5 protein-coding genes are annotated in these 6,605 nt (G+C 54.2%); 3 read left to right on the forward strand and 2 right to left on the reverse strand.

The annotated features are described in order from the left end of the window. Nucleotides 1-567 precede the first annotated feature (567 nt). Genes aas through J5224_RS07245 form a run of 3 tightly spaced genes read left to right on the forward strand, consistent with a single transcriptional unit; the run spans nucleotide 568 to nucleotide 4,429 of the window. Complete coding sequence (aas, locus tag J5224_RS07235) at nucleotides 568-2,724, forward strand: bifunctional acyl-ACP--phospholipid O-acyltransferase/long-chain-fatty-acid--ACP ligase (RefSeq protein ID WP_264624728.1); 2,157 nt, start codon at nucleotides 568-570, stop codon at nucleotides 2,722-2,724. Beyond that, nucleotides 2,721-3,941: a lysophospholipid transporter LplT gene (gene lplT, locus J5224_RS07240; protein WP_264624721.1), complete on the forward strand. Its 1,221-nt coding sequence runs from the start codon at nucleotides 2,721-2,723 to the stop codon at nucleotides 3,939-3,941. The genes aas and lplT overlap by 4 nt, the downstream gene beginning before the upstream one ends. Nucleotides 3,942-3,973: 32 nt before the next feature. After that, entirely contained in the window at nucleotides 3,974-4,429 is a 456-nt protein-coding gene (locus J5224_RS07245; RefSeq protein ID WP_264624722.1) for a GNAT family N-acetyltransferase, read from the forward strand. Between the two features lie 266 nt (nucleotides 4,430-4,695). On the opposite strand, the gene J5224_RS07250 is transcribed toward J5224_RS07245, so the two are convergent. Both J5224_RS07250 and hemW read right to left on the reverse strand, forming a co-directional pair. Continuing rightward, nucleotides 4,696-5,298, reverse strand: a complete 603-nt coding sequence (locus J5224_RS07250; RefSeq protein ID WP_264624723.1) for a hypothetical protein — start codon at nucleotides 5,296-5,298, stop codon at nucleotides 4,696-4,698. 149 nt (nucleotides 5,299-5,447) lie between these two features. Next, nucleotides 5,448-6,584 (reverse strand): radical SAM family heme chaperone HemW, encoded by a 1,137-nt coding sequence (gene hemW / locus J5224_RS07255; RefSeq protein WP_264624729.1) that lies wholly within the window; start codon nucleotides 6,582-6,584, stop codon nucleotides 5,448-5,450. Between the last annotated feature and the right edge of the window lie 21 nt (nucleotides 6,585-6,605).

Below are 6,605 nucleotides of genomic sequence, written 5' to 3' on the forward strand. Positions count from 1 at the left end.
TATTTGTGTGGTTATTTGTTCCTGTAAAATGCAGTGCCGTTTTCCCTTACGAGGACAATTGCATCCAGAAATCCACCGAGCAACGTTTGATAGCTATCGGCAAACAGGGCAGTTCAGCGTGAGATGTAGATCACGTTTTAGGCTGGAAGGTGATTTTTATCACCATTGGGGAGGCCGACTTTACATGACTCGGCAGAAATTTACAGTTGGTTGCACTTAGAGCAAAACTCTTGCGATTGTCCACTGGCCTCATCCAGGGCGAGTCTCTAGAGTAGACCATCCCAGAGGTATTGATTGGTGGTAAATCGATGGGCTCTGTCGAGTAAATCGCAGAGGCACATTGAACCATGAAATTGCACCAACCTACGCGGATGCGTAGGTTTTTTTTTGCCTGTTGTTCGCTCCTCCGCTTTTCCTGTTTTTTCTCGTTATTTCCGCATCATGCGTGCGGCACAGTTGCCCTTACACTCGTCTGATAGCTATAGTAGTTTGAATGTCCCGCCGTTTTTATATGGTCGTTTAACTGTGAAGGGCCGGCACGCTGATGGCCTGACTATGGGAGAAGGAATGGTATACACCCTGCTGCGTTGGTTGTTCCAGCGCCTGTATCGCATACGGATTGAAGGCGATAGTGCGGTATTTAAACAATCAAAGCTGCTGATTACGCCAAATCATCAGTCATTTCTAGACGGTGTGCTATTGGCGCTGTTTTTGCCGATTAAGCCGGTATTTGCCGTCTATTCCAGCATCAGCGATCGCTGGTTTATGCGTTTCCTGAAACCCTACATCGATTTTGTGCCGCTCGACCCTACTAAGCCGTTGGCGATCAAAGGGCTTATCAAAGTGATTGAGCAGGGGCGCCCGGTGGTGGTGTTCCCTGAAGGGCGTATCACGGTGACCGGTTCCCTGATGAAGATCTACAGCGGTGCGGCCTTCGTTGCGGCAAAATCGGGCGCAACGCTGGTGCCGGTGCGCATCGAAGGCATTGCATTCAGCCCATTTGGTCGCCTTAAAGGCACGTTTAAGCAACGCCTTTTCCCTCAGGTTACCCTGTCTTATTTGCCGCCAACCACATTACCGATGCCGGTGGCGGGCAGTGCGCGTGAACGGCGCGAACTGGCGGGTGAGCACTTGCACCGCATCATGATGGCTGCGCGCATGGAAACGCGCCCGCGCCAGACGCTGTATCAGGCGTTTCTCTCTGCTTGTCAGCGCTATGGCTACAGTTCGCCGTCCATTGCGGATATCGCTTTCAGTGAAGACAGTTATCAAGGGCTGCTGAAAAAATCCCTCGGTGTCGGTCGTATTCTGCAACGATTTACCCGGGAAAAAGAGCATGTCGGCTTGCTGCTGCCGAATGCCACGGTAACGGCGGCGGCCATTCTCGGTGCGTCGCTGCGCGCCCGCGTGCCTGCCATGCTGAACTACACGGCGGGGGCAAAAGGCATTAAAAGCGCGATGCTGGCGGCGGAAATCAAAACCATCGTCACCTCACGCCAGTTTCTGGAAAAAGGGAAACTGACCCACCTGCCAGAGCAGGTGAACGAAGCCAACTGGGTGTATCTTGAAGATTTGAAGGGCACGGTAACGCTAGCCGACAAGGCGTGGATTTTATTCCACCTGCTGTTTCCGGTGCGGGCCATGGTGCCACAGCAGCCAGATGATGCCGCGATGATCCTGTTTACCTCCGGTTCTGAAGGCAACCCGAAAGGCGTGGTGCACTCCCACGCCAGCCTGCTGGCAAACGTTGAACAGATTCGCACCGTGGCGGATTTTACCCCGCGCGATCGCTTTATGTCGGCGCTGCCGCTGTTCCACGCCTTTGGCTTGACCGTGGGTTTATTCACGCCGTTGCTGACGGGTGCACGGGTTTTCCTTTACCCCAGCCCCTTGCATTACCGCATTGTTCCTGAGTTGGTTTACGATCAGAATTGTACCGTGCTGTTTGGCACCTCCACTTTCCTTGGACACTACGCGCGCGTGGCGCATCCTTATGATTTTGCTCGCTTGCGCTACGTAGTTGCCGGGGCTGAGAAGTTGTCTGAGAACGTGCGTAACGTCTGGCAGGATAAATTCGGTATCCGCATTCTTGAAGGCTATGGCGTTACCGAATGCGCACCGGTGGTGGCGATCAACGTTCCGATGGCCGCAAAGGTGCACACCGTAGGGCGCTTGCTGCCAGAGATTGAATCCCGTTTGATTCCGGTGCCGGGCATTGAACGCGGTGGCCGGTTGCAATTGCGTGGTCCCAATGTGATGAAGGGCTACCTGCGGGTAGAAAATCCTGGCGTGCTGGAGCGGCCTGTGGCGGAAAATGCTGAGGGTGAACGGCAGGAAGGGTGGTATGACACCGGCGATATTGTCGATGTGGATGCACAGGGCTTTTGTTCCATCGTGGGTCGTGTGAAGCGCTTTGCCAAGCTGGCCGGAGAAATGGTGTCGCTGGAGAGCGTTGAACAACTGGCGCTGCACGTCTCCCCAGATAAACAACATGCTGCCAGCGCGAAAAGCGACAGCAGCAAAGGGGAAGCGCTGGTGCTGTTTACCACTGACAGCACGTTGACCCGTGAGCGTTTGCTGGCACAGGCGCGCAGCAGCGGCGTGCCGGAACTGGCGGTGCCGCGTGATATTCGCGTGCTTAAGGCACTGCCCCTGCTGGGCAGCGGAAAACCGGATTTCGTGACGCTGCGCCAGATGGCAGAGCAGCCGGAGGGCGCAGAATGAGTTCGCAGGAAGGCACCGTGCCGCCGCTGCTGTCGCGCAGCATGAATGCGGTCATCGTTGCGCAGTTTTTCTCGGCCTTTGGCGATAATGCGCTGCTGTTTGCCACGCTGGCGCTGATCAAATCGTTGCTCTATCCCGAATGGAGCCAGCCGGTGCTGCAAATGGGCTTTGTGGCGGCCTACATCGTACTGTCCCCTTTTGTCGGGCAAGTGGCTGACAGCTTTGCTAAAGGTCGGGTGATGATGTTCGCCAACGCCTTGAAGCTGCTGGGGGCCCTGTCTATCTGCGTGGGTGGCAATCCCTTCCTAGGCTATGCATTGGTGGGCGTGGGAGCGGCGGCTTACTCACCGGCCAAATACGGTATTCTCGGCGAAATCACCCACGGCGATCAGTTGGTGAAAGCCAACGGACTGATGGAAGCCTCAACCATTGCGGCCATTCTGATTGGTTCGGTCGCTGGCGGCGTGCTGGCGGACTGGAACCTGTATCTGGCGTTGGGGGCCTGTGCGGTGGCCTATGGCATTGCGTTGGCGGCGAACCTGATGATCCCACGCCTGAAAGCGGCGCGACCGGGCACCTCTTGGCACCCGAAGCGTATGGCGCAAGGCTTCTTCTCTGCGGCTATCACACTGTGGCGTGATGGTGATGCCAGACTCTCTTTGATTGGTACCAGTCTGTTTTGGGGCGCGGGCGTCACGCTGCGCTTTCTGCTGGTGCTGTGGGTGCCGTTGGCACTTGGTATTACCGATAACGCTACGCCGACGCTGCTCAATGCCATGGTGGCGGTGGGGATTGTGCTAGGTGCGGCGCTGGCGGCCAAACTGATCACGCTCAAAACTGCACGCCGTTGCCTGCCTGCCGGGGTGTTGATTGGCGTCGCGGTGGTCTTTTTCACCTTGCAGACCAATTTGGTTGGTGCTTATGGCCTGTTGGTGATTATCGGTGCGCTGGGGGGCTTCTTTATCGTGCCGCTCAATGCGCTGTTGCAAGAACGCGGACGCATCAGCGTAGGGGCCGGTAACGCCATTGCGGTACAAAATCTGGGTGAAAACACCGCGATGCTGCTAATGCTCGGTCTCTACTCGTTGGTGGTGAAACTGGGTGTTCCGGTTCTCGGCATTGGCGTTGGGTTTGGCGTATTATTTGCCTTAAGCATTGTGGTGCTGTGGGTGACGACGGCGCGTGCGCGACGTTCAACCGGCGGGGCGAAGGAGTAGGCGAAAGGGTGGCTATGGCACAGGAAATGAAAATGAACCTGATTTGGCACGACTGGAGTGCCAAGGATCTGAACCTGTATGCGCTGTATGACATTCTGGCGTTGCGCAATCAGGTCTTTGTGGTGGAGCAGAACTGCCCGTATCAGGATATTGATGGACAAGATCTGGTGGACAGCCATCGCCATGTGACCGCTTACCATCAAGGAAAAATGGTGGCCTATGCCCGCTTGCTGGCCCCTAAGACCATTAAAGACAGCGTGAAGATTGGGCGCGTTATCGTTGCGCCCAGCGCACGCGGGCAGCATGTGGGACATCTGCTGATGGAGCATGCACTGGTGGTGTGCGCGCGTCATTGGGCTGGAAAGCCGCTCTTCCTTTCGGCGCAGGCCCACTTACAGCATTTCTACGGCAGCTTCGGTTTTACGCCTTGCAGTGAGGTGTACGATGAGGACGGCATCCCACACATTGATATGCAATCACCGCGTTAAACCTGGTTGCCGCAGGAAGAATATCAATGGATATCTATACCCGTCATACTTCACGTTGCAGGTGTGTTGGCTACGCTCAGTCACCCGAATCACTTACTTGAGTAAGCTCATCGGGATTCCTTCACTTGCCGCCTTCCTGCAACGCGAATTATTTAGGGTATACCGTCTTTGCGAGTTCCGAGCGGATTTTCCATAGGCCCGTAAATTGATCAATATATGCATTTAAGTGCCCTTAAGGGCAACTGCGTTGTCGTGCCGCAGAGAAGCTAACGTGGATAAGATTGCGCTAGCGTGGCACGAAGATCCCAAACGGTTGAGAATTTTTTTATTGCCATTTGATCAACGGAAGCAGGATTGGCACTATTTTTTCTCATTTTCTCCCCGATACTCAATAGCTGCGCATAACTTATCTTATCGGCAGCCGTTCCCTTTGATGAAAGAAACGTGGAAATGAAATTGTTTCCACGCTGTAGATAAGCGTCATCATGCGTGAAGTTTCTATTTTTATCCACGGGGAGTGCTTCGCAGATGTTTTTTATTCTTTCGGTAATAGCGACATTAAGCGTTGGTTTATTCTCGGCATGGGGTAACTCTTTTTTGGTCACATGCTCTAAGGCCGTGACGGCAAGCCCGATAGTGCGCAGGCGTTCTCGTTGACTTTTCAGGACGCCAGGTGTGCTACATAAAATGTCGTCGACCAGCAAGTCATATTTTAATGATATTTCTTTTGCTTTTGTTTTGATGTCATTACTGGAGTTTTCGGTAAAGCTGATACATCGAGATAGATTGTTTTTTTGTGCCGTGTTCTTTGTATTTTTAACAGTAAATTCGGTATGCATTGTAGGTGGGGAATATAATTTTATTATCATTGGTAATGTCCTTCGAGTCCGCCAAAGGGCGTGAAATTATCACTGCGAAGGTGCACTCACAATAAAAAAACAGGCATTATCTATTTCTGTCGGTGACAGGTGTCGGTTCATGTTATCTGCCGTTCACCTGCCTTTGCATTTGATTGCGTTTATTCCGTCAAAAACCCTTCCAGCAAGGAATTTAAAAACAGCTTGCCGTGCTCGGTCACCTGCCAGTGGGTAGCGGTTTCCGTTAGGTAGCCTTGCGCCAACGCCCAGTCTATTTGTGGGCGCACCACGCTTTCTGCCAGACCAGTGTAAGCGCTGAACTCACTGCGTGGTGCGGGCTCCAGTAGCCGAAAGCGGTTCATAAAGAACTCGAAGGGCAGATCTTCCGCTTGCACTTCATTGCGCTGGTCCAGATAAGTGCCGCGCATATAACCGCGCGGGTGGCGGGTTTTTACGGTTCTCAGAATATGCCCGTCAGCGCGCGTGATCTTGCCATGTGCGCCACACCCAATCCCCAGATAGTCGCCAAAACGCCAATAGTTGAGATTGTGCTGACACTGATAGCCCGGTTTGGCGTAGGCAGAAGTTTCATACTGCTGATAGCCTGCGGCAGTGAGCAGCGCATGACCCTGTGCGAAGATATCCCACAATGCATCGTCATCGGGCAGCACTGGCGGGCGCGAACCAAACAGGGTATTTGGCTCAATCGTCAATTGGTACCACGACAGGTGCGGTGGATTGAGCGCAATTGCCTGCCGTAAATCATCCAGCGCTTCTTCCAGCGTCTGATCCGGTAAGCCGTGCATCAGGTCCAGATTGAAACTGCGCAGCCCGAGGCCAGCCGCCAGTCGTGCGGCCCGCCGGGCTTCTTCCGGGCCGTGAATGCGGCCGAGACGCGTCAGTTTTTCCGGGCTGAAGCTTTGCACACCAATAGAGATTCGATTAATACCCGCACGTTGGTAGCCGCTAAAGCGATCGGCTTCTACCGTGCCGGGGTTGGCTTCCATGGTGATTTCGGCATCCGCGCTAAGCGGCAAACGGGCACGCACGCCATCGAGCAGTGCCTGCATGCCTTCTGCGCTCAACAGGCTGGGTGTACCGCCGCCGATAAAGATTGAACTGAGAGCCCGGTTACCGCTCAGCGGCAGATCTGCATCCAGATCCGCCAATAAGTGATCCACATATTCCTGATGCGGCACCTCGCCTTTGAGGGCGTGGGAGTTAAAATCGCAATACGGGCACTTTTGCACACACCAGGGAATGTGAATGTACAGGCTGAGCGGCGGCAGTTTATGCATGACGCAGCGCATCCAGCAGTA

Source organism: Candidatus Symbiopectobacterium sp. NZEC135 (genome assembly GCF_025962695.1).

What these genes read in the sequence shown, in the direction of transcription:
- aas (WP_264624728.1), top strand. Translation starts at nt 568, where the DNA reads ATGGTATACACCCTGCTGCGTTGGTTGTTCCAGCGCCTGTATCGCATA.
- lplT (WP_264624721.1), top strand. Translation starts at nt 2,721, where the DNA reads ATGAGTTCGCAGGAAGGCACCGTGCCGCCGCTGCTGTCGCGCAGCATG.
- J5224_RS07245 (WP_264624722.1), top strand. Translation starts at nt 3,974, where the DNA reads ATGAACCTGATTTGGCACGACTGGAGTGCCAAGGATCTGAACCTGTAT.
- J5224_RS07250 (WP_264624723.1), bottom strand. Translation starts at nt 5,298, where the DNA reads ATGATAATAAAATTATATTCCCCACCTACAATGCATACCGAATTTACT.
- hemW (WP_264624729.1), bottom strand. Translation starts at nt 6,584, where the DNA reads ATGCATAAACTGCCGCCGCTCAGCCTGTACATTCACATTCCCTGGTGT.